We start from the raw sequence: 20667 nt of genomic DNA, 5'->3' as shown, positions 1-20667 counted from the left end.
GTTGCCTGATGGTGAAAGGGAAGCGGAAAGGCCCCCGGATCGCGATCCAGGGGCCTTTCATGAGGAGTGCTTTGCTCTGGTTCAGTCCTATGCGGACTAGCCGACGCCGAGCTCCTGATCCTCGAACAGCGGTACGTCGGTGTTCAGCGCGGGAGCCTCCGCCTGAGTCTCGGCGGCAGGAGCTTCCTTAGTAGCATCGGCGGCCTCCTTGGCTTGTTTCATTGACGAAAATTGATTGTCCATTGTCAGGCCGTCGACCTTGAAGTCGGACTGTTCGAGTGACTTGGTGTTGAGTACTAGGCCGTTGCCCTTGGTCGATGGCATCACGTTAGCCTTGACGGCATAGATGCGGCCGATCTCCGCACCATCCTTGTTAGTGATGGGCTCGAAATTTGGGCCCGCGACCTTGACGATCTCCTCGAACTGACCAGTGCTATAGGCCGCACCGTTGTTGTAGCGGTTGTTGCCGTCCTTGTCGGTTACCCGCTGGGAGGTCAGGTGCAGGTTGGTCTGCGCCGGACCGCGCTGGTCGCGGGCATCGATCTGTGCATCGACGAAACGGAACTTGCCGTCCTTGGTCACACCGTTGTCGTAAACCTTCGCGAGAAGGTTTACGCCGGTCATCGATCCAGGACCCCGAAGCTGTGCCATGATCTGTCTCCTTAATTTCGTTGCCCGACTCGAGTAACGAGTCAGTAATGATCTGTCACATCCGCTTCTGCATCATTCGACTCATCCACGAATGATCTAAAGACTAATACTGAATGGAGTGAAATGCAATTCACAATGACGAATAGAATAGTTGGTCAATTGCCAGCAGGACTCGACTCGACTCCGTCTAGTTCGCGGTCCGCCTCGTAATCTGACGAATTCGTTACCTCGATCGCCGCCTGGTCGATCTGCCCCTGCAATCGAACCGCAAGTCCGGCATCTAGCGAAGTCACGGCGTGTCGTTGGGTCTTCTCGATCTCCTGTTGAGCACGAAGTTCTGCGAACCGACTCGGAAGAAGGCTGGTACCTGTCTCGGTTGCATCACGAGTCAGCTTTGCTGCCAGCTTCGTCATGCTCGCCACGTCGTCCACCGGAAGTCCAGCAATGGCCTCGGCTTGCCCAGATTCGTCCAAATAGGCCATCGCCCCGATGAGCAGCCGTCGACGGTATTGCGCCTCAAGAGCAAACGTCCGACGTGCCTTGCCCCCGATCTCGGTGTTCGAGAAGAAGTCGTAGCCCAAATGATGCAGATCCAGAGCCTTCACCTGGTCGAAGTCGTACGCCGCGCCCTTCTCAATCCGGGTCGCAAGAAATGAAAGTGCCTCAGCAGCGGTTGCCCGCACATTCTGCCCCTGTTTTCCGGTCTCGAGCGCCACGGGCCGCAACACCAGTCCCGAAGCGGCCAGATCCGCACGCAACTCATCCAACTGCGCATCATACGAGCGCCGCATCGCCGCAATGCGAAGATCGAGCACAGCCCGGCCACCTGCGCCCTCCGTGAGCAGCCGTCCACCCGGTTGACCATACATATCCCGGCCCAGACGCTCAGCATCCTCACCCTCCTTCATACGTTGGAGTGAGACATCCTGACGCAGGCTCATTAGCGACAATAGGCGCTGTCCATACTCCGAGACCTGCTTATGCTGCTCATACCAGGCATGCCCGTCACCGACGAATGGCAGGAAGTGCTGGTACTTAGCCATCAGTCGGCGCTGGTACTCCTCCTCGAAGCGATAAAAATCGTAGAGAGATCGTGAGTCCTCCACAGCCACGCCAGCGGCATCAGCCTTCTCCCACTGCCGGAGGAGATCCCGGTATGCCGCTGCACGCTCCCGATGATGATCCAATCGGGAGGCGTAACTACGCAGCCGGAATCCGAACGACACCAGATCGTTGTCCGTCTCCTGGCTGACAGCATCCTGCCGCTTACGCGCCAGCGCCGCCATCTGCTCATAGTCCATCCCCATGACCTCGAGTATGGGTGTGCGGATCCTCAGCTCATCCGGTGGCAGTGCGCGCACCAGCTGATAGACGCCGTTGACGGCACGCTCGATGATCCGAGTTCGTCCGGCATCAACCAATCGCTGCCAGGCATCCGTGGTCAGTGACTCCACCTTACGTCGCTCGTTCGCGTAGTCAACGATCTTCACCATCGCCGCAGGCATAGGAGACCCTGCGCGCCCGAGCTGCTCGGTGACCATCTCGGTGACAATCTCATTGGCCTTGCGCATCCGCATGTCATTCGTGCCGGCACGCCAGAGCCTGCGGTCCGCAGGCAGGCAGGCGAGTAAGAACTGGGGGAGAGACTCTGCGCGCATCCGCTCATGAGCCCAGCGCTTTATGAAGGTCGTAACGTTTCGCCGCTCGTAGCCGACGGCACTGGAGAGATGGGCCACCATCTGCTTCTCGTCGAGCCAGGCGTCGATACCCCGACGCAACCGGGACTTGTGCCTGTCAAAGAGCTTGCCCTTCTGCTGTCCATTGGGCATGAGACGACCGGGTCCCGCATCGACCATTGCGAGATGGCAGTGCACGTGCTCTGTGTCGACCTGGATCACTCCGACGTACCGCAGATCGTCGAACCCTCCGCTTCCCGAACTCATCCGATCGAGGCCATGCATGATCGCCATGCGCAGCTTCATCTGGTCGATGTGGCCGCGGTAGTCACCGCGGTTCTCGCAATGAAAGTCCGCATCGACGATGCCCTGCTTTTTCAAATAAACTTCGTCGAACGAGAGTACTGTCTTGAACACCGTGTGACCCTTGTCGAAGTGTTTCTGAAGATCCCGGCTCGCTGCCCGCAGCTGCTCATCCGACAGCGACACCGAGCCGTAGCCGAATGCGACACCACCGTCTCCTTGAGCCTGACGCATCTTGTCCTTCGCCACGCGCCGTGACGGCGCACGCTCAACCGCACTTTCGCGCGCCATGTAGCGAAGGATGAAATCGTCGGTGCGTAGTCGTTGTACCGGTGCCAGTGACTCCACAGCCTGCTCTCGAGCCATGTACCGCGTAACGTAGCTTCCAGGCGTCGCACCTCTCGACCCCGAGCCGTCAGGTTTCTTGACGCTGAATTCGTTGACGACGATCACGTCTCGCTTAAGACCCATATCCACTTCTCCTGTCCAACTGGTCCTATGAAGACCGCGACCCCGACGCTGGATTCATCCATGCGCCGGGGTCGCTTTTCTCGTGTGCTTCTGCTGGTTTTATTCAGGCTCAACGTTGGTGCGCGAGCTCGGTGTCAGCGTGCTCCAGGTCAGTAGCACGCTGCTCGACCTTGCGCTTCAGTTCGTCGTACGTCGGACGCGCCGACAAGCGGTCGTTCACGGCTGCGTTATCGTCGAAGAACAAATTCTCCGAGGCGTAAGCTTCCGCGACCGGCTCGCCGACAGCCTCCAAGACGCTGGAGACTCGCTCACGATAAACGTTCTCCGGAGTACCCTCCTGCGCAGCACGCTCCAGTCGAAGCTGCTCCTCTTCGGAGGCGAGCTCGGCAGCGACGGCCTGCAAGCGCACACTCATATTGTCCTGAGCTTCCAGCTCACTCTGCTCGGATGAAGAGATAAACGTAGCTTCCTGAACATGCTCGAAGTCGGCGTCGTCGAACAGTGTGGCCATCTCACCCGCATGCTGACGCAGGCTTTGTCCCTCGACCACACGGTGCTCCACATGCGGCGCGCGGTCGGTCGAGAAATCAGCGAAGTATTCGGCCAGGTCATAACCGGAAGACTCCATATCGACGTCGAGACTTCCGAGATCGTGAACCTTGACGAACACCACAGGAACATCCGGGGCGCTCTCGGTGCTGCGCGCCGGATCACCTGCCGGAGCCAGTACGATCGCATCTATCGTGGCAGGCAGCTCCCATTCGATCCCGATCACTTGTTCGGGCACCGTGAAGCCGGGGGAGAAGTACCCCCGCTTCGCCAGCAGCGCCAGCTGCTTGTTGTCGAACTCGTAGAACACATCCACAGTCTCCCCGCCCCCGGTGGGGAAGATTACCGCGTTGACGCCGTAGGGCAGTTGCTGATGCGGTCGCACGCCGCGCAGTTCGCCGTTCAGGTGCAGATAAGGTCTGAAGTTCTGTTCGGGTCCATGGTGTGCGAGCTCCATAGTCTCGACAAACACGTCAATGTCCGCCTGCTCGTTCTCGATGCGCATAGTTTCGACCCCTCGCTCGCGCAGTACACGGTGTGCCCAAACATCTGTCATCGCCAATCCTGCGATTCGCATATCTGACTCGCTTTCTCTTTTCTCGGTTGGTTACTTACCGGTGGTCTTCCGGGTTGCGTAGTGCCCGCGGATCGAGGCGATCCCACGGCTGCCAACGCGCCACAGCCAGCGCATAAGAGCGATCTCGGCGACGGCGAGCAACGTCACGACGAACAAGAGCGGGACAATCCACAGCGCCACAGTGCCGCTGGTCGTCAGCTCGTTCTGTGCTGCACCCGAAGCCTGATGCAGGTAGAGTCCAATCATTGGGATAACTCCGAGGGCGGTCACAGCGATCAACAGGTAGTCGGCGACTAAAATTGCTGCCCTGATCACGGTTGCCCAAACCGCTACCGGCAAGCCGGTCTTGACCCCCTTCCTCACAACAGTGAAAGGTCGTTTCTTCACCGGGGACTTCGCTGCGGTCGTGGCTGCTTTGGTCTTCCCTTGTTTTTCGCTGATCTTGGTCGTCTTGTTCGGACTGATAATCGTCGTCATGGGTCTGCTTCCTTCGTGTGGAGTCGTGAATGTGGTCACTTGGCGAATGCGTCTCGCGCGGCGTTCGAGGCCCGAAAGGCTTCGAGAGACAGGACCGCGCCGTCGCCAATCCAAAGCTCCGGTTCGGATACGTCTGCTGCGTCATACTAGGCCTCTTTCCGCCTTATCGGTGTTCAACTCAAATACGATGATAATCGTATCAATAGATGATTCTGAAAGGCGGTTGAATGACTAATTAATCATCCGGACTGACGGGTCGCGCCTGATGCCGGTAAACCGATCATCTGCTTCAGCTTGCCCTCGACATCGGTCGTCACGAAGATCAGCACACGTCGCGTCGCAGTCGGCTTCGGCATCGGATTGCCCTGTGTATCGATCGCCGAGGGACCGTTCGAACCCACCACGGTGTCAGCCATGACCGCATAGCGGTAGTTTGTCGCTGACACCTCGACCACCTCGATGTCGACATTGCTGCTGAGCTTCGAGTTCAAGCCGATCGCGTCCAGGTAGTAGTAGCGCTTGCCTGACTGGTCCTGGTTGAACTGTGCCGGTGGCATGAAGGACTGCAGGAATGCGTCCTTCTCGGTGAGATCGAAGCGGCTCTTAAGCGTCGCTCGGGCCGTCTCATAGGCGTCTCCGGAATTCCAGGTGAACGCCGTGGACAACAACTGCTGGATTTCGGCTGTGTCCTTCTCAATACGAGAGTCACTCACACCCAACGCCTGAGAAGCGTTCTGCTCATTCGACTGGTCAATCTGTGCCTGCCGGCTGGCGGCGTCCTGTTGAAGCTGCGTGATCTGCACAGTCTGTGCTGAGACCGCCTGAGACTGGCCCGCTACACTGATCCCTGTTAGACAGCCGCTGACGACTACTATCGCACCGAGCACCAGCACCCAGCGATTCCTTGACCAAAAGCCCTGCTTCTGGGCTTGTTCCTGTGTTTCAATCGTCTCAGTCATCGTCACTTCCCCTTCTCTGTTCCGGTCAACTCCGGCAGAAGCTCCGCCTTCGCCGCATCAGTCATCGACAAATGCTCTGCACCCTTGGCTGTGGTCACGACGTTGAGCTGGCTGAACGTGCCGACCTTGTCGGTGTAGTCGGTATAAATGGCGCTGGCCCAGGCAAGCACCGTGCTGTCCTGCTGCGCACACGCCCACACAACGCGCACGGTGCCAGGTGCGTCAAGCTTGGGCATCACTGACTTAACGTTCCAGGCGTATGTCTTCGGATCTGATGCCTTGAGCCCATCGAAGCGGACATACCAGGGAAACCGCGGATCGATCTGATCTCGCAAAAAGTATGGGACCGTGGTCCAGGCATAGGCGAGCTTGGGATCGACGACGAAAGATGCTGTATCCCAAGCCGCAGCCAGATCCTTGCGGTGTTTGGCTATCGCCAATGCCTCAACACTCGGTGTGCCGTTGCCTTTGCTCTTCACATTGTTCATCGCAGCGTACAGAACGGCATAAGCCTGCTGACCTTCGGCGACCTTGGTCGCTGCCTTCGAAGCGCGCGTAGTGAGCGCAGCGATCGCCGCTGCTTCGATCGGCTTCGCGCTCTGCTGTTCTTGGGCTTCCCCAGCGGTGGACTGCAATTGGGAGATTTCGGCGGCGTTCTTTACGCTCTGCTGATCTAAAGCACTGGTCGCGAGGCTGGTGAGCGCCGCCATGCCAGCCAGCACACAACCGAGACCCACTCCTATAACCCGACGTGCCGATCGGCTTTTCATCTCGGATGTACGAGCAGCTTTTTTCTCGGACCTTGCCTTGATCCAGCCGTCGAACTTCGCCTCGAGGATCGCGCCTTCGACAGGAGCCTTCTGCTCAGGCTTCTGGAAGTTCCATCGCTTCTTCGCAGGCTCCAAGGCACTATTAGTCCCATCCGTGCCGGCACCTGCACGGATTGTGCTCTTCTCGAGTTCAGTCGTTTCTTTTGTCATGATCTTCCTCGTTCAGTCTGTCGTGTCTTTGAAATCACACGTGTTTGGAGACGCAGAGGCGACGACCCAATATGACACCGGGCCGTCGCCTGGTCGCTATGTCCCAGGTTTTGGTGGATTTACCTGTCCGTGGGGTAACATCGCGTCGGACATATCCACGAACTGCCAGCCCTCCGCGGTCATCGCCGCCGCACTGTCTGTGCGCACGCGACCCATGTACATGCAGTAGCCCGCCTCGCCGAAGATGACCTTGTCACCCTGCACGCCGAGTACGACAAGAGTGTGGCCGGAAGAGTCCACTCCGGGTCCGGATCCGACTGAATACGGCGTCGGTGTCGAGCTGAGCTTTTTCCCCGTGGTTTTTGCCACGTATCCGGCGGTGCTGATGCCATCACCCACCGCGTATTGCGTGAATGTTGTGTACTTGTTCAGGAAATAGTTTGAGAACGACACGCAGTTCTCTGCGTGGTTATCACCACATGGGCCTGGGCCGCCTGTAGGACCGTACTTTTCATCGAGCCACTTATCGCCCTGCTGGTTATAGAGGTCGACGAGCTTCTGGGCCTCATCCTGCGTCATGCCCCCGTTCTCCGGGGTGATGCTGCCAACGCTGGATGTGGCGTTTGGCTGGCAAGCGTTGCCGCCTAGGAAGGTGCTGATGATCCGCGTCGCGTCCTTGATGAAGTCGCCACCCTTGTCGATAGAGACGACCAAACTCTGATCCACGGTCCATCCGCTGATGAGGCCGAACCACTGGTCGGCATTCGCTTCACGCTGCGAAGTAGAGCTGTCAGCCGAGCGCTCCCACTTGTCGTGGTAGTATTTCGCAGCTTCCCCTGGCGTCGACTCCGGCGTCGAGATCATGCCCTGAACCACTTCAACATCACTGGCGTTGTCACCGTTCTTGTCGAACATGAACGTCAGCTGCAGTTTGATGTCCCACCAGTCCGTACTCTTCGCCGTGGCGTACTTGCGCAGCAGAGTGTTTCGGCCGAAAGTCCACTGACCCAGACCTATACCGTTGTCGGTGTTGGTCGCGGCAGACTTCTTCTCGGAGGTCATCGTGTAGGTGCGCGTCGGAAAGTTCTGCACACTGGTCGGGTCGATTCCCGACTCCTGATCCCAGTTGCCGAGGATGCCCGCGATGTTCACATCCGACATCCCCGCGGACTTTAGCGTCGAGTAGACCGTCTTTGACATCTTCTCTGCGTTCGCGTCAGTCGGACCGGGATTTCCGATCGGGATGGTGTTACCAATCGATGCCGGGCGGCAATCTGCGGCCTGATATGCGTCATACCCTGCTACATTGACGCTGAATATACCGATGATGCCCGCCAGGAGCCCGAGGATCGTGAGACCCGAGACGGCCGCGACACCTGCTGCGGCAACCGACGTCGAAATCGCCGCTCCGCCAGTGACAAAAGCGATCGCGTTCGCCACCGCAGCGCCAGCTGCCTGGAAGGGGGCCGTAATAAAGTTCCAGACCGCTCCGCCGATACTCGCGACCCAGGCCAGGAACATCTGCAGGAGCGTCAGTGCCTTCGCTAGCAGCGCGAAGAAGAATGACTTCAGCCAGTTTAAAAAAAGCAACAGCATGGCGAAGAACGCGGCATTCGGTGCCATTGCAGCAGCACCTGCACCTGCTGCCGTCTTCCCGACACCCCCCTTCTTGTGATCGGTCTCGTCAGCCACACTTTTGTCCCGGTCTCTCGCATAGCTGGTACCGCCCGCCCCGAGCCGCTTCTCGTCGGGCTTCTGATCCTGCTCATTCGCAGACTTGGCGTTACCCGTCGACTTATCATCGTCAGACTTTCTGTCGTTCTTCTTCTCCTGCGCTTGCGTAGCGGTTTCCTTGGCCGCACCGAGGCCTGCGCCGACCGCTGCACCTGTCGCACCACCCTGAGTCACACCTTCAGCCGCACCCCGTGAGGCTGCGACCACGAAGCGCTTTTGATTACTATTCATCCGGTCACCGATGAGCTTGTTCGCAGCCACCTCGGCGGCAGCACCCGCGACCTGACTCTTCACGTCACCGGTCTTACCTGTCATACCGCCAGCCGCACCGGGGTTCGTACCAGCTGGCCCCGGCGAAGCGGAGGCCCGTGACGCATCCGCGTCTGGATCACGTTTCGAAAGCTTCGGCTTCTCGTCCATGTCCCCTTCTTTCTTCTCGTAGATGGGATTGTCGCCGCGCTCATCGCGTAATGACGGGATTCCCCGCTTTCGGCGGTCGCTTCAGATCAGCGATAGGTGGTGAGGAAGCCCTCGTCGGTATTGGTCGTGCTGTTCGAACGCACGTCCTTCAGATCGATATCGAGCTTGAGTAGTTCGAGCAGGAGCGTCCCCTGGTACTGCGCCTTGTTCGTGGCGTAGTCCTGATAAGCCTGTGAGAGGTTGTTCATCGCGGTCGTCAGCGGGCGCATGGTCACATCGGAAGTCCGGTAATCCTGCGTTAGACTCTTGCCGTTTGAGAGCGTCCACTGGATGTCATTGATCCCATTCGAATCGCTAGCGTTCGTACCCTGAGTCTCCGTGGCCTTGGACTGCAGGAACTCGATATAGCTCTGACCTTTCGGCACGATCCCATCCAGGTAGCCGTCGTAGACGTTTCCCGAGCGCCAGCCGAAGTTGAACCCGCCGCGCACAACACGCTTGGCGTTCAGCTCCAGGGTCGACATCTTTTCCTTGGTCTCCGAGGCGCTGTGCCCGGAGATCTCATCGCCGGCGATGATCATCGGGACGGTCGGCGGGCGCAAGAACAAACCATCGACCTTAGTCGTGGCCAGATCGTCCGTGTATGAGGAAATCTGCGTCAGATTCGCACGCATCTCGGCGAGCTTGGCGTCCAGCGCAGCACGGGCGGCGTCCTCCTTGGTTTTGAGCGCAACCTCGTAGAAGGCTTGGGTCGGATCAAAATTGGCAGCGTCCAGTGTGGCCAGCGACTTCGTCCCGGTTGCACCTGGGTTGATGAAGACCCGCCATTGGTCGAACTTGGCGAACGACGAGTCACCAACCACGTCTTCGTTGTTCGCGCCGGAGGCCTGCTGCTGGCTAAACGTGAGCTCAGCCTTCGCCCTTAGCGTGAGATTTAGCACCTGCTGCTCGAACGGCTGCTTCGCCTCTAGCAGCACCCCCACGTATCCGGTCGATCCGAAAACGTAAAACGAGCCGGAGACCCCTGATGTCGTTAGCTTCTCCGACCTGAGCTGCTCGTTCGAGCCCAGCAGAAATGCCTGATAGTCGGAAGCGCTGTAACTGATCTTCGCCTGATCATCGAAATGCATCATTACCAATGACTTGTTCTTCAGCTGGTTTGTGTAAACTCCATCAACGCTGCCCTTGAGCTGCGTCTTGGAGGTTGTGAAGCTCGGCGTCCACAGAGCCGTGTCGGCCAGCTGAGCGCGGCCAGCCACGAACGCCGAAGCACCCGAGGCCGTCAGCACGAGCAGCCCGGCGAGCGAGAGTACACCGAAGAAGAGGCCAAAACGTTCGATCGCATGATGCGAGTCGAGCTTGAACTTCTTTGTGAATTTGGTGAGTCGGTCCTTGATGCTCATGTCCTGTCGTCGCGTTCTACAGTCAGCGTGCGAGGGAGCCGAGAAACTCCGGGACCGCGCTGGTAGTTGTAGCGTTGCTCCATGGCTGGACGATGATGGTGCCGCCGTTGCCAAGATCTTCGATCGTGGTCTGGCCACCTGAACCAACCGAGCTGATTAGCGTCCAGCCGCCGGTGCCAAGTGCGCCGCCGACAATGATGAGCAGCAGAATCTGACCCCAGCCATGTCCTTGTCCACTCTGCTGGTTGCCCATGAGTTTCTTGATCAGAAGTACGCCGCCCCAAATCAGGCCTACCACGCCGAGCAACATCAGAAGCAGGCCACCCACGGTCTGGGCCCAGGTCTTGGAGTTGGTCAGAAGGTTCTTGATGTCCCAGGCTGCTGTCACACTACCCGGGAGGGTGGATTCTATGTGCACCAACGCCATGGTCGCGGTCTCGTAGATACGATTCATTGCTTATCCCCTAGTCTTTCAGTCTACGATCCGGCGAGTTCCCGGACTCGTTGACGGATCTTATATGAATAGTCTAGCGAGTCGTTACACAATCATCCATTCCAATCGCTATCGAATGGTGGCGAATTAGTGCTCATCCTTTCCTGGCGTTGATATTTAGGTGGCCCAACGCAATGCCAGACATGTTAGATCAGCTAGTTCCTGATACATGCATAGATTCATGTGTGTTCTCTATCGCGCCGCAATACGCAACGATTCACTAACGTTTGAGACAGGATTATGCTTGCCATTCGTATGCGAAGCGACGATATTCCGTCAAAAATGAGTCAGATCGAGCGCATACGATCACTGTGGATACCGCAGATCCGTGCCAGTAACGTATGTAGTGCGCAGATGCACAACTGCGTCACCCCTTAGACCGAACCACGAGGACCCGATATGAACCCACTGCCGGCCGACATCTTTGCCCGCCGCCTACGCGCAGAGCGTGAACGACAGGGTATGAGCCAGGTCGAACTGGCGCGCCGGATGGCTACCATCCTCGGTGCGAACGTCGATCCGACGGCGATCACGCGGATCGAGCAACAGACCCGGGCCGTCAGACTCGACGAGGCCGTAGCCATGGCCACGATCCTGGAGGTGCCTCTTTCCTCATTGATCATCGACCACGACGCTGAACAGAGCGAGGCGCTCCTGCAGCGGTATCTGGCCGATCTTGCGGCCGCCCATCATCAGTGGGAGCAGACGCGTCAAGAGATTGGACGGCTCACCCGAATTGTGCAGTCTCTCACCGGCGGATACAAGCTGCTGCACCCTGAAACCAATGTCGACCCGCAGAGTGACGAAACCTGACGCCGCGGAGTTGTGTTCTTCTGGGTCTCAGAGCCCGAGTCGCATGACGCTGTTTCGTGCTGCGGGATTGAACTCGCGGTCGTAGACGTTCACTGCTGCGTCTCGTAACAGGATATCCGCCACTGCGCAGTCCGATCGAGCTACAGCCTTCGGGCCCCGTACGGCATGTATCTCACGAAGAGGAGCTCCAGATCCTGGCTCGTGCCGACGAGCTGAACACCCGTGTCACCCGCATCATCGCAGAGTTCGGCTGAACTTTGGCATGATGCCACAGCCATCCGAGGAAGCCCTGATGGATTGGGAGCAGATTCTCGTCGACGACGGCAATGACCTCGACGCGGCTTACCAGAGGGCTGCCGCAGACGCCCTCTATCAAGATCGCCCGCGAGAAGTCCCGAGTCACCCTGTAGACCCAGGCAGCGAGGCGATGCGGCTACCGTTCGACGAAGCCTGAGACGCACCCGGCCGGCACAGGTAAAAACACCAATCCATCGCTGATAGCATTCACTAGCGTTGTTTGGTAGCACACCTCACTGGGTGTGAGGGGGTCGCAGTTTCAAATCCTGTCAACCCGATGCGGGGCGGCGGAAGATGTCAATCCGTCGCTCTTCTTGTGTCATGGTTGGATCAGTTCGCTGTGACGATGCGATTCTTCTGCATGTATGCCTGTAGATCTGCCAGAAGATAAGCCACTCGGCCGCGAGTCCCATAGCGCACATAGGACGGACCGACTCCATCCGTGCGCCAATTCGCCATGGTCTTGACTGCGACGCCCAAGAACTCCGCCGCCTGAGCGGGCGGAAGCGCTCCGCTCGGGGTAGTTGAACGGGGCAATGATGAGGTGATGGTCATGATGTCTTCCGGTGTCGTGTATGCAACGGTGCTTGCCCGACCCGGCGATGGCCTGACTAGTAGCGAACGCACAGCACTCGCTCGCATGCTGCGGAGAACATCGCATCGTCCTCGCCGGAGCGTCGAAGAAATTCATGCCTGACCGCCCGGCCACCCGTCCGCACCTTCAGTCCTGATGCGTCATAGATCATTCGAATTATCTATGATAGAGACTTGATAGGAGAATAGACCCCTATGAATCATCAGTCAACTCGCAGGGGCTGGAAGGTACTTGCAAACAGCGAATAGTCGCACGTACGCTATCGAAAGACCTGAGGAAAGAGCCAGCATGACCCGCGCCGCCACCACCCGACTCGAGATCGGGCAACATTCGATCGATCGCGTACACCCGTTCCCTTACCGTGGGGGCTGGGGGCTGCGTTGGAGAATACGAGTGCAATCAGGCAAGGTCATCGCCAAGACAACGCAGGCTAAGACCAAGGGTGAGCTCCGAGCACGAGCCAAGCGTGAAGCGAACGAAATTATGACTGGGCCCGGCAACACGATCTGGTCAGGAACATCCCTTGTGCTGGACTACCTCGAGAATGTCACCCTTCCCGCCCTCGAGAGTGAACGCCTGGCCGAGGCCACCCGTCGCCGCTACGCTCTGGCTTATCGATTGCTGCGAGGGGAGTGCCGGGTGGCACACAAGCACGCCCACTCCCTGGCCGGATTGTCGTTGCGCGATGCAATGCGACCGAGAAACCTCAAACTCTGCCTCGAAGAGATCGCCGAACTGCACGGCGCGGTGAACATGAAGCATGCCAAGATCGTTGCCAAACGATATCTTGCCGAGCCGCTGCGTGTTGACGAGATCATCGAGCACAACCCACTCACCGATCTCGCGCTGGACGCCACCAAAGCGAAGAAGCCCGACTACCGGCGCGGCGGACGGTCACTGACACTCACCGAGTACCAGGACGTGATCGAGTACCTCCTGGCAGCCGACCCCGAGGACGTCCTCGATCCGAAACGCGGTCGTTGGACACGCCAGGATCGGATCGTGGAGCGCGCCGGCGTCATCGACATCGTCCTCGCTCAAGCCTCCACTGGTATGCGAATCTCAGAGTTGTGCCTGCGTCCCGTCGAAGACTGTGTGATGGATGAGAGCGGTGTGTTTATCTTCTTCCTGGATCCCTCTGCGACCAAGAATCGCCGCGGACGCAGTGTCGCTGTCACCGACCCGCGAGTAAGCGAGCGGATGGAACGACGCAAGAACAGCGGCAGTCCGTGGATGTTCCCCATGCCCACCGACTCCAGCGGGCTCTGGCACCCTCGCAACCGTGACCGCAAGCTCGCGAAACTGTACAACGAGCTCGCCGAGAACCTGAAGATCGACATGCTCGAAAATGAACGTGGACATTCCTGGCGCACGACGTGGAACACGCTGCTGTACGACGCCCTCCCGGAGAGTGTGCGGATCTACCACCTTGGACACACAAAGGACGTCAACCGGCTCTACTACACCGGTGCCATGGACTCCCGCATCCTCGTCGAAGCCGCAGGTATCCTGCGGCGGAACCCGAAGTAAATGTGACCGCTGATGTGACCGCTAGATTCAGGATTTTACGGGTTCTGCCGGGATACTGAGGGGGCATAGCATCAGCCAGATACCCTTGCAATACAAGGGAAAAAGACCGGAACGACGCTGGTTCTCGGACTTGAGTCTGAAACTCAGGGGGTCGCAGGTTCAAATCCTGTCAGCCCGACCGAACAAAACCCGCGTCTTCCCTTTGTTTTCAAGGGGAATCGCGGGTTTTTTGATGCCGGAATCATCTGCGGGGACCACCTTAGTAGGGCCTCATAGGGCCTGATATGACCCCCAAACCGCCCCCAAACCTCCCCCGATTCTGGAGCACCCCGATGAAAAGAAAACTCATCGATGAGACCAGTCCGGGCTGTCGTGAGTACTGTGCTCGCTGCTGAGATTGGTTTCCTTGAAGGTGTAGCTGTGGCGACCTTCTGCCCGACCACAGAGACTTCCTGCCTGTGCGACTGGCTTGATTCGCTTTAATCCCGTCTTGTCGAACAACGTGTCAGTTGCTTTGGGTGCGATCCCTTCACTTGCTTGGTAGGTCGGTACAGTGAGCTGGCTCGACTGCACGACTAGGGGTTGCTTTTGCTGTAGGAGTCGGGGACCTGACGATGCTCTCTCGAACAGCGCCGAGGGATGGGAGCTCCGTACCTACCGTAAGGCCCGCTTTGAGAACTGCGTAGGCTGGGTCAGTTTCACAACCATGCAGCAGACCCTTGTGCCTTCGGTCGTCGGGTACGTACGTTTCGAGGGCCATTTTAGGCTGCCACCGGTCAGGGCAGCGGCTGTACGGTCGTGCCTTGACGAAGATCCTAGAAAGAAAACCGGGATTGCTAACCATCTGTGGGTAAAGGTGAGAGGAATTTTTGACGTCCATCTAAAACATCCGGTGTTAAATTCAGAACATTAAAGGATGAATTATCAGACGATCATCTGAAGATTTTAATTGACTACCGATGGGTAACTTCTGAGTGCTCAACGCGCTGTATAGTTTTTGCTTAACTAAGGCAACTTAAATCCGCTGGTCCAAATTTCTCATTACTTCTTATGGTATTTGAATCACGACAATTAATTTTTCTTTAAATGGGGAGACTATGGTCGCTTCGAGGGGGTGGCGTAGCTGGTTTTGGGCCAAGAATCCCTGAGGTGACGGCGTTTAGGGCTGATCCTGGCAAGTAGATCCGGGCGGCTTGCCCTCCTTGATGCCTGCGAGCCTGGAAAACACAACCGACTCAAAAAAGCCATCGAAAGAGACTCTTAATCTCCCCAGAGAAACCTGAAAATATCCTCAAAAAAGGAAGTCTTGAGCTTTTAGAATAAATAAAACGTAAGATACTGAAATTTTCAGTTGACTCTTCAACTCAGCTATTTGTACACTCTAGCTGGTGGATCAATCAGGCCTAGATGTCATGAAAAAGTTTCACTGTTGTTTTAGTGTATACATACATAATAAAATTCCTCGGAGGAAATTCATCATGACGTTTGAGTTCAAGAAAATTGCTCGTAAGGCGCTGGTTGCGTCGGTTGTGGCTGGTGCCGTGCTGGCGGTCGTTCCGGCAGTCGGTGCTTCGACTGCTTCGGCCAATGAGATCGGTTGTACTGACCCGAACTTCGTGCACTTCTACTGGCACACTTCCACTGGCGTTTACGGCACTTCCTGCTACGCCAATAAGAGCTACAACCGGGTGAATAATGTCTGGGCAGACCGGGTTGACACCGGCAACAATAACATCAACATCGTTGATGTCAACGGAACTTTTGAGTACATCCCACAGCACACCTTCCGGACCTGGAACGCCGGCCAGGAAATGCACGTCCAGGCTATTGATATCCTCTAAATAATTCTTTGGGGAGGGTAGCAGCCTGACGGTCCTGTCAGCTATCCCAGTCTCAAACAGTGTTTTCCCGAAGGGCGATCGAAGCCCGCAGAGTATGTCAATGATTAAAACGGTAAATGGTCCCCGACACCCAGAGGTGTCGGGGACCATACCAATTCAGCTGCTTTGGCTCTGCGCCGAGACCGATCCTTGTCGAGGAAGTCAATAGCACCGGGGGGAGTACTCGGCGGAATCGCGCTGCAAGATCTGAGCCTCCTGATGCTTCTCGCGGCGCCTGTTCTCCCGGCGGATCCGGTCAATGGCCTTGCGATTGGCCGTGCTGGTCAGCCAGGCACCCGGGTTGACTGGCACGCTGTCGTTCGGCCAGCGTTCGACGGCGGTCGCGAACGACTCAGCAGCAGCTTCCTAGGCTATCTCGAGGTCACCGAAACGCTTGGTCAGCGGGGCGATCATCCGAGCCCATTCTTCGCGGTGCGCTCGGATGATCGCCTCTTCAATCTGGAGTGCGCTGATAGGCCAGCTGGCTTAGAGGAAGGGCCGGACTTCGGTCTTCCGTTGACACGCTTGCGAGGCTTCGATGGCGAGCTGGAGCACCGTGTCGAAATCGGGGACCTCCATGATCCAGAAGCCGTTGACGAACTCCTTGGTCTCGGCGAACGGCCCGTCGGTGACCAGCGAGTTGCCGTCGCGGTTGTCGATCGTGGTGGCCGCATCGGGGTTGCTGAGGCCGCCCGCGAAGACCCAATAACCCTTGGCTTGGAGCTTCTCGTTGAACACATCGATTTCTGCTCCGCGGTCGTCGATCACGGGGTTGAGAGTGTCGTTGATGACTGAAACGAGGGACTGCATCGGGATCATCTCCTGTGGTTCGGGAAGCCCCTCTTAGGCATCCACTTACCCTTACTAGGAACGGCGTTGTTCCAATCCGACACCTTGGCGGGGAAAGTTTCAAGAAAATCTTAGGGAGAGCTTTGAGGCGGTGTGAGGGCAGTGATGAGACGACCGTGATTAAACACGACAGGACTTCGAGGCAACAGTCACTGCATCACCGCCTCAGTCCCCAACCCCGCCAACACACTCGCCGCCGGAGCGAAGAACGTCGTCCCGGTCTGTGGAGCCGAGAAGTCGAGGATCCTGTCGTGCAGCCCGGGAGGCTCTCCGATGAACATGCGTTCCAGCATCTTCTCCAGCACCCACAGCTTTCGTGTGTAGCCGATGAAGTAGGTGCCGAACTCGGAACTCCCGGGTCGGCCAAAGGGCATATTGTCGCGCAGGATGTCGTGTTCGCCCTGTTCGTCCTCAATGGTCGCCAGGGTTTTGTGCGATCGCTGCCCGCTCTCCGCGTCGTCGAGCTCCACGCCGTCGGCTTTGGTGCGGCCAATGATCGCCTCTTGCTCCTCCGTACTCAGCTTCTGCCAAGTCTCCAGGCTGTGCAGATACTTTTGCACCACCACGTAGCTGCCGCCCGTGAAGGCCGGGTCCTCTTCGCCTACCAAGGTGGACGCCGGAAGATCCGGTCCCACCGGATTGGCGGTCCCATCCACGAAGCCCAGCAGATCACGCGAGTCGAAATATCTGAAGCCGGAAACCTCGTCCACCACGGTCACCGCCGTTCCCAGCGCGTCCAGCAGGAGCCGCTCGAACTCGAAGCAGAAATCTTCCCGCTCGGCGCGAATGTGGAAAAGCAGGTCGCCAGGGGTCGCGACGGCGGTGTGCTTCTGTCCCACGATCTCCTGGAAGGGGTGCAGCTCGGCGGGGGAGGACGCCCCGACGACGTCGTGCCAGACTCTGCTGCCAATGCCCACGGTGCAGGAGAGCTGAGCCTCATGGTCTCGGAAGCTCACCGTTTTCACCAGGTCTTCGATGCCGGAGAGCACCTCGCGCACCGTGCCGAGCGCTGCTTCGCCGTCGTTGATCACGACCACGAGGAAGGTCGCCGATTTGGTCAGTAGGGCATCGATACTCTGCGGGCTGAGCGGGGCATGGTGCTGCCCGCCGCTCGCCGAAGCTGCCGACTCCTGCAAGGTCATCGAACCGATTCCTTCCTGAAACTCTCATCCAGGCCCCGCGGTGAACCAGGCACCCGATCTGAACTAACCGAAGAGCTGAATTAACCTGAGCGCTGGCCAAAATACGCTGGCCAAGATACTCAGAACATGGTCCTCAGAGCTAACGCTATGCCCAGATTAGAGTGCGAGTGATCGGCAGCACAAACGAGGTTTGCCCCCACGGATCGATCCGCAGACCCACCCGACAGGCTCACCTCACAGAGCAATCTCCCAGACCAACCCCGCAGGCCACCGAGAACTTTCACAAACTACCGCGTGATTAGCCCCCAATGGATACTCAGAGAGCACGGTTTAAAAAAATGGTGGGTGCTATCGATTGGATAGCACCCACCAAGAATCAACTAAGCAGCAGGATTAGACCCCTGCGACATTTTTGATCCACTGACGCACGGACGTCAGATTCGAGTATCTGGTAACCCCGTGGATATTAGTGGTCGGAGGAGTCGATGTATCTGCGCTTGAGCACACCCCGACGATTTTTCCGCCGATGAACAAAGGCCCACCGGAGTCTCCTGGGGCAGCTGCACCGTTATCTCCGCGGACCCGGTCAGCCGGACCGTTGTACACATCGGTGCTGGTGCCGATGACCACGACATTGGCCTGGTAAAGGCCGTCGGTGGCAACCGAGTTGTATCGTGCCCCATAACCGAGGATGGTGCCTTGATCATTGACCTTATTGACGTAGCTCTGCGCTACCGTGGGGTATGCGCTGAGCGGCTTTGCCGTGGAGAGATGAATCAGCGCGACATCGCCCTTGGTGGGAGTGTAGATCTTGTCCACGGCAATGCCCGGGCCACGGTTAGCTGTGCTGTTCGAGTAGTAAACCGTTATCCCGGTGACGCCGGAAACACAGTGGCTAGCGGTCAGCACCCAGGAAGCTGTGATAGCGCTGCCGGTGCAGGTATTAGTCGTGGATCCTACCTTGTACAGGATCTGGACAGCCCAGGGAGTAGCCGGCGATTTGGTGCCGCCGATGATTTCCGGAGCAGCCTTGCTGCTGCTGACAGGGGACGCCGTGGCGGCTCCGGTGCCGATCAGAGCCAGGCCCGCCGCCGCGACACCTACCAGAATTGATTTGAAGATTCTGTTCACAAAGATTCCTCCATCTTTGATGATGTCTTAGACATTGAAAACGGTCTTTGAGTAGAGATGGTTCTGGAAGATTGACCCGGTAGGATCAGGCGCCTGAGGTGTTCTTGATCCAGGGGCGAACCTCGGGGGTCGTTGCATTCGCGTACCTGCTGATGGCGTGGATATCGGCACCCGGGTTACCTACCTCTGAGATGGAGCCGATACCTGCGATGGTGCCACCGATGAACAAGGGGCCACCGGAGTCTCCCACATTCGAGGATCCGTTATCGCCCTTAATCCGGAAGGCCGGGCCGTTGAACCCATCGAAACTGGCCTCGACAACGGTGACATTAGCTTGGTAAAGACCGTCAGAGGCTACGGAATTTGCCCGATTGCCGAAGCCGAAGATCACGCCTTTGGTGTTGGCGGTTGGGGTACGGCCGGTGGCGACGACCGGGTAGCCATTGGCGAGCGGCTTGGGGGTGGCCAGGTGGATCAGCGCGATATCGCCCTTAGGCGAGGGGACAAGCCGGTCGGCTTTGATTGCGGTTCCCCGGTTAGCCGTGCTGTTCGAGTAGTACACCGACATATCGGTAACTCTGTCGATGCAGTGCTTGGCCGTGATGACCCAAGAAGCCGCGATCGCGGTGCCTGTGCACTTATATGATTTGCCGTCTTGCGTGAAGACCAGTTGAACAGCCGAGGGAGTAGGAGCGGATTTGGTGCCGCCGATGATCTCTGGAGCGGCGCCGCCGACTGGTGCCGCGGTAGCGGCTCCGGTGCCGACCAGGGCCAGGGTGGCCGCGGCGACGCCGACTAAAGCTGACTTGAAGATTTTGTTCACGAGAGTTCCTTGATCTTTGATTGATGTTTGATAAATGAGGTGGGAAAACGATCTAGATATAGCTGATTTTGAGGAGCTGGCTTTCAGAATCAGGCGCCTGAGGTGTTCTTGATCCAGTTACGCACCACAGGAGTTGTGGGATTCCCGTATCTGCTGGTGGCATGGATATCAGCGTTGGCATTTGCGGTGTCTCCCATGGAGCTGACGCCGGTGATGGTGCCGCCGATGAACAGGGCGCCGCCGGAGTCTCCGATGGTCGAAATTCCGTTATCTCCTCTGACCCGGAAAGCAGGACCGTTGTAGGCGTCAGTGGTGGCGCTGGTAACAGTCACATTGGCCTGATAAAGGCTGTCGGAGGGTACCGAGTTTCCTCGTTGGCCGTAGCCGAAGATTATGCCTTTGGTGTTGGCCACCGGGGTACGGCCGCTTGCTACGACCGGGTAGCCATTGGCGAGCGGCTTAGGGGTGGCCAGGTGGATCAGCGAAATATCTCCTTGAGGCGCAGGGTAGGACCGATCACCTTTAATTCCAGGACCAGGATTTCCCGAGCTGGTCGGGTAGTACACTCCCATATCGCTGGCTCCCTCGGTGCAGTGCCGAGCGGTGAGCACCCAGGAAGCCGCAATGGCGGTACCTGAGCAGCTTCTGATCTCGCCGCCCTGCTTGAAAATCAGCTGAACAGCTGAGGGAGTGACGGCGGATTTGGTGCCGCCGATGATCTCTGGAGCAGCTTTACTGCTGACCGGGGACGCCGTAGCGGCTCCGGTGCCGACCAGGGCCAGGGCCGCCGCAGCGACGCCGACCAAAGCCGAGGTGAAGATTTTATTCACGTGAGTTCCTTGATCTTTGGATGAGGTTTCAGAGATAAAAGAGATGAAGTCGAAAGTGCTCGCGGGTTAAATCGCGGGTTAAGC

At 57.9% G+C, this 20667-nt stretch carries 21 protein-coding genes; 4 read left to right on the top strand and 17 right to left on the bottom strand.

Annotated features, from left to right (window positions below):
- Nucleotides 1–96 precede the first annotated feature (96 nt).
- The 9 genes from ABDK06_RS11330 to ABDK06_RS11290 all read right to left on the bottom strand — a co-directional run bounded on the left by ABDK06_RS11330 (nucleotide 97) and on the right by ABDK06_RS11290 (nucleotide 10654).
- Nucleotides 97–651 (bottom strand): hypothetical protein, encoded by a 555-nt coding sequence (locus ABDK06_RS11330; protein ID WP_394941129.1) that lies wholly within the window; start codon nucleotides 649–651, stop codon nucleotides 97–99.
- 155 nt (nucleotides 652–806) lie between these two features.
- Nucleotides 807–3101, bottom strand: a complete 2295-nt coding sequence (mobL, locus tag ABDK06_RS11325; protein ID WP_394941128.1) for a relaxase MobL — start codon at nucleotides 3099–3101, stop codon at nucleotides 807–809.
- Between the two features lie 109 nt (nucleotides 3102–3210).
- Nucleotides 3211–4206, bottom strand: a complete 996-nt coding sequence (locus ABDK06_RS11320; RefSeq protein ID WP_394941127.1) for a hypothetical protein — start codon at nucleotides 4204–4206, stop codon at nucleotides 3211–3213.
- Between the two features lie 51 nt (nucleotides 4207–4257).
- Complete coding sequence (locus tag ABDK06_RS11315; RefSeq protein ID WP_394941126.1) at nucleotides 4258–4704, bottom strand: hypothetical protein; 447 nt, start codon at nucleotides 4702–4704, stop codon at nucleotides 4258–4260.
- 239 nt (nucleotides 4705–4943) lie between these two features.
- Complete coding sequence (locus ABDK06_RS11310) at nucleotides 4944–5663, bottom strand: hypothetical protein (RefSeq protein WP_394941125.1); 720 nt, start codon at nucleotides 5661–5663, stop codon at nucleotides 4944–4946.
- A 2-nt stretch (nucleotides 5664–5665) separates the two neighbouring features.
- On the bottom strand, nucleotides 5666–6643 hold the full coding sequence (locus ABDK06_RS11305) for a hypothetical protein (protein WP_394941124.1): 978 nt from the start codon (nucleotides 6641–6643) through the stop codon (nucleotides 5666–5668).
- 96 nt (nucleotides 6644–6739) lie between these two features.
- The gene (locus tag ABDK06_RS11300) at nucleotides 6740–8797 is read right to left on the bottom strand and encodes a phage tail tip lysozyme (protein ID WP_394941123.1); all 2058 of its coding nucleotides are present in this window, start codon (nucleotides 8795–8797) and stop codon (nucleotides 6740–6742) included.
- 86 nt (nucleotides 8798–8883) lie between these two features.
- Nucleotides 8884–10200 (bottom strand): hypothetical protein, encoded by a 1317-nt coding sequence (locus ABDK06_RS11295; protein WP_394941122.1) that lies wholly within the window; start codon nucleotides 10198–10200, stop codon nucleotides 8884–8886.
- Between the two features lie 22 nt (nucleotides 10201–10222).
- Nucleotides 10223–10654, bottom strand: coding sequence for a hypothetical protein (locus ABDK06_RS11290; RefSeq protein WP_394941121.1), 432 nt, complete (start codon nucleotides 10652–10654; stop codon nucleotides 10223–10225).
- Nucleotides 10655–11092: 438 nt separating this feature from the next.
- Here ABDK06_RS11290 and ABDK06_RS11285 point away from each other — a divergent pair, with 438 nt between their 5' ends.
- Both ABDK06_RS11285 and ABDK06_RS11280 read left to right on the top strand, forming a co-directional pair.
- Nucleotides 11093–11506, top strand: a complete 414-nt coding sequence (locus ABDK06_RS11285) for a helix-turn-helix domain-containing protein (RefSeq protein WP_394941120.1) — start codon at nucleotides 11093–11095, stop codon at nucleotides 11504–11506.
- A 262-nt stretch (nucleotides 11507–11768) separates the two neighbouring features.
- Nucleotides 11769–11960, top strand: coding sequence for a hypothetical protein (locus tag ABDK06_RS11280; RefSeq protein ID WP_394941119.1), 192 nt, complete (start codon nucleotides 11769–11771; stop codon nucleotides 11958–11960).
- 173 nt (nucleotides 11961–12133) lie between these two features.
- Here the strand turns inward: ABDK06_RS11280 and ABDK06_RS11275 are convergent, their stop codons facing one another.
- Nucleotides 12134–12358: a helix-turn-helix transcriptional regulator gene (locus ABDK06_RS11275; RefSeq protein WP_394941118.1), complete on the bottom strand. Its 225-nt coding sequence runs from the start codon at nucleotides 12356–12358 to the stop codon at nucleotides 12134–12136.
- 56 nt (nucleotides 12359–12414) lie between these two features.
- Entirely contained in the window at nucleotides 12415–12549 is a 135-nt protein-coding gene (locus tag ABDK06_RS11270; RefSeq protein ID WP_394941117.1) for a hypothetical protein, read from the bottom strand.
- Nucleotides 12550–12791: 242 nt separating this feature from the next.
- Between ABDK06_RS11270 and ABDK06_RS11265 the strand changes: the two genes are divergently transcribed.
- Together ABDK06_RS11265 and ABDK06_RS11260 are read left to right on the top strand one after the other, a co-directional pair.
- Nucleotides 12792–13928, top strand: coding sequence for a hypothetical protein (locus ABDK06_RS11265; RefSeq protein ID WP_394941116.1), 1137 nt, complete (start codon nucleotides 12792–12794; stop codon nucleotides 13926–13928).
- Nucleotides 13929–15406: 1478 nt separating this feature from the next.
- Complete coding sequence (locus tag ABDK06_RS11260; RefSeq protein WP_394941115.1) at nucleotides 15407–15769, top strand: beta/gamma crystallin domain-containing protein; 363 nt, start codon at nucleotides 15407–15409, stop codon at nucleotides 15767–15769.
- A 201-nt stretch (nucleotides 15770–15970) separates the two neighbouring features.
- On the opposite strand, the gene ABDK06_RS11255 is transcribed toward ABDK06_RS11260, so the two are convergent.
- The 6 genes from ABDK06_RS11255 to ABDK06_RS11230 all read right to left on the bottom strand — a co-directional run bounded on the left by ABDK06_RS11255 (nucleotide 15971) and on the right by ABDK06_RS11230 (nucleotide 20583).
- Nucleotides 15971–16120, bottom strand: coding sequence for a hypothetical protein (locus ABDK06_RS11255; RefSeq protein WP_394941114.1), 150 nt, complete (start codon nucleotides 16118–16120; stop codon nucleotides 15971–15973).
- Nucleotides 16121–16294: 174 nt separating this feature from the next.
- Nucleotides 16295–16618 (bottom strand): YciI family protein, encoded by a 324-nt coding sequence (locus tag ABDK06_RS11250; protein WP_394941113.1) that lies wholly within the window; start codon nucleotides 16616–16618, stop codon nucleotides 16295–16297.
- Between the two features lie 188 nt (nucleotides 16619–16806).
- Nucleotides 16807–17799 carry a Dyp-type peroxidase gene (locus ABDK06_RS11245; RefSeq protein ID WP_394941112.1) on the bottom strand — a complete coding sequence of 331 codons (993 nt, stop codon included), beginning with the start codon at nucleotides 17797–17799 and terminating at the stop codon, nucleotides 16807–16809.
- A gap of 393 nt (nucleotides 17800–18192) precedes the next feature.
- Nucleotides 18193–18930, bottom strand: a complete 738-nt coding sequence (locus ABDK06_RS11240; protein WP_394941111.1) for a S1 family peptidase — start codon at nucleotides 18928–18930, stop codon at nucleotides 18193–18195.
- Nucleotides 18931–19015: 85 nt separating this feature from the next.
- Nucleotides 19016–19753, bottom strand: coding sequence for a S1 family peptidase (locus tag ABDK06_RS11235; protein WP_394941110.1), 738 nt, complete (start codon nucleotides 19751–19753; stop codon nucleotides 19016–19018).
- Nucleotides 19754–19842: 89 nt separating this feature from the next.
- A complete protein-coding gene (locus ABDK06_RS11230; RefSeq protein WP_394941109.1) occupies nucleotides 19843–20583 on the bottom strand; it encodes a S1 family peptidase in 741 nt (246 codons plus the stop codon).
- Between the last annotated feature and the right edge of the window lie 84 nt (nucleotides 20584–20667).

Origin of the sequence: Psychromicrobium ferritrahens (assembly GCF_043789415.1) — a bacterium.
Taxonomy (GTDB): domain Bacteria; phylum Actinomycetota; class Actinomycetes; order Actinomycetales; family Micrococcaceae; genus Renibacterium.
This window is presented reverse-complemented; position numbering and strand designations above follow the sequence as displayed.